The sequence below is a fragment of the Rubrivivax sp. JA1026 genome (genome assembly GCF_011065555.1).
Taxonomy (GTDB): Bacteria; Pseudomonadota; Gammaproteobacteria; order Burkholderiales; family Burkholderiaceae_C; genus Rubrivivax; species Rubrivivax benzoatilyticus.
Genome location: NZ_JAALCQ010000018.1, coordinates 1 through 2,473 on the forward strand (window position 1 = coordinate 1; position 2,473 = coordinate 2,473).

Genomic DNA, 2,473 nt, shown 5'->3' on the forward strand with positions numbered 1-2,473 from the left:
GGCTACGAACCAAGGGGTCGTGGGTTCGATTCCTGCCAGCCGCACCAGAACTACGTTCTAGAAAACGGGTTAGCTCCGAAAGGGCTAACCCGTTTTTCTTTGTCCTGTGGGTTCTGCGTGCCGCACGGCACACGTGCTGTCGCGTGTGACTTCGCTTCGGCGACCGGCCTCGGTCGGTGCTCGGGGCATGCTCGGTAGCCCGTTGCCGATCGGCTTTGCGCGGATCCTGCTGCTGTTCGCGTGGTTGCGCGTGCGTCCACTTGATGAATGACGTCGTGGCGCCTTTCGTGTCGCCGTCGCCGGCCCCCGTTCATCTGCGTCAAACCGTGTTCGTCGTGCCGGTTAATCCGGTCATGGCGTCGCCGATACCAGGGCGTCCGTCTTTGCCGCATCGCCGATGCCGGGCCGGGGTAGCGGGCAGTGCCGCCGGTCGGGTGCTCGTCTTCCTGCCGCTTGGCATCGACATCGGACGGATGCCGCTGATGTTTGAGGCCATCGGCTGTGACCTGCGTCGTGGCCTCGCGGTGACCAACGTTGCCTCCGTCCGTGTCTTCTGGCGGCTGCATCCGCCTGGCGCCGAGGCGACTCGGGCGCCTGCCACGAACCGAGGGAGAAAACATGAATACCAAGAACGTCGTCGCCACGCTGCTGGCGCTGCTGTCCGTTTCCGCCATGCCGGCCAGCGCCGAGTCCGCCGGCGACTGGTACGAGCGCATGGGCAAAGGCGATTGCACGACTGCGCTCGAGGAGCTGCGTCGCGGCGCCGAGTCCGGCGATGCCTCTTATCAGAACGCACTGGCCGGTGCGTACTACGACGGCGTCTGCGTCCAGCGGAGCCGCGAGGACGCCGCGGCCTGGTATCGCAAGGCGGCCCTGCAGGGCCATGGCGCGTCCCAGTATGGTGTTGCCTATCTGTACGTGAAGGGCGAGGGGCTGCCGCAGGACTACGCGCAGGCGGCCTCGTGGTTCCGCAAGGCCGCGGACCAGGGGCACCTCGCAGCCGGGAACTGGATCGGCTGGCTGCACGAGCAGGGGCTCGGCGTCCAGAAGAGTGTCGGCGAGGCGTCCCGTTGGTACCGCTGGGCGGCCGAGCGGGGTGATGCCATCGCGCAGCGCAACTTCGGTCGGCTGCTGTTCAATGGCAGTGGCGTCAAGAAGGATGTGGCCGCGGCCGCGGGCTGGTTCCGCAAGTCGGCGGACCAGGGTGACGCCGATGCGCAGAACTGGATCGGCTGGATGTCAGAGCGAGGGCAGGGTCTGCCTCAGGACTACGTCCAGGCGGTCGTCTGGTACCGGTACGCGGCAGAGCAGGGTCTCGCGATGGCGCAAGCCAATCTTGGGGTTCTGCTGGCCTCGGGTCTCGGCGTGACGAAGGATCCGGAGCAGGCGGCGGCTTGGTATCGCAAGGCCGCAGAACAGGGTGAGCCTCGCGCCCAGTACCTTCTCGGTGTCGCCCTGGCCGGCGGCGATGGCGTGGCCAAGGACGCCCACGAGGCGGTCGTCTGGTATCGCAAGGCGGCCGAACAGGGGCGCGCGCGTGCCCAGTTCAAGCTTGCCTATGCGTATGCCAGCGGCGAAGGTGTCGAGAAGAGTCCTCGCGAGGCTGCCGCCTGGTATCTCAAGGCTGCCGAACAGGGCGACTCGGACGCGCAGAACAACCTCGGCCTCCTATATGAACTGGGTGACGGCGTGCGACAGGACGCGAGCGAAGCTGCGCGCTGGTACGAGCTCTCGGCGCGCCAGGGCAATGCCTGGGGGCAGCGAAACTTCGCGCTGATGCTGCGCGACGGCGAAGGGCTCCCTGCGAGCCCGATCCAGGCCTACGCGTGGCTCAACCTCGCGGCCAGTGCCGACACGCCGCATCCCGATGCGGCGGAAGAGCGCAACGCGCTCGCCGCGCGGTTGAGCAAGGCTCAACTTCAGGATGGGCAGCGCCTGGCGCGCGCTTGGAAGCCGGGCTCTGCGATGGGTGCGCCCCGGGTGAAGGCCGAAGCCCCGGCCCCGGCGCCAGCGCGCCCGGCGTCGGCCGACGGTCTCTATCCGGCGCGCCCGGCCGCCCGCCCGGGCGTGACGACCTGCAACACCCGCTGTGTCAACGGCGACTGCTATCGCACCTACGACAGCGGACGCAAGGTCCGCTTCCAGGCGCGCCAGCGTTTCAATCCGCTGACGAGCCAGTTCGAGTGGGACTCGGGTGCCTGCTGAGTCGTGTCCTGGGTCCGGGCTCGACGCTCGGACGTGTTGCGCCGGCGGGGCTGTGTCCACGCCTGTGTCGCGCAGTCGCTGACTCGCGAGACGTGCGCGGACCCGAGGTGCGCCTTTGGGTCCGCGAGGTGCTTCTGCAAGGTGCCTCCGGCGGGAAGAGGGGGGGCGCCGCAGTCGCGGCGGCGTGTCCCTGTCGCCGCGGGGCCGGATCGGGCAGGGCTCTCGGGTCAGCGGGGCTGGGTCATGGCTGGCCGCTGTCGACGTCGGT

1 protein-coding gene is annotated in these 2,473 nt (G+C 68.7%); it reads left to right on the forward strand.

Annotated elements, in window-relative coordinates; genetic code table 11:
* The first annotated feature begins 618 nt into the window (after window positions 1-618).
* Window positions 619-2,205 carry a tetratricopeptide repeat protein gene (locus G5B56_RS19705; protein WP_164964341.1) on the forward strand — a complete coding sequence of 529 codons (1,587 nt, stop codon included), beginning with the start codon at window positions 619-621 and terminating at the stop codon, window positions 2,203-2,205.
* Window positions 2,206-2,473: the final 268 nt, after the last annotated feature.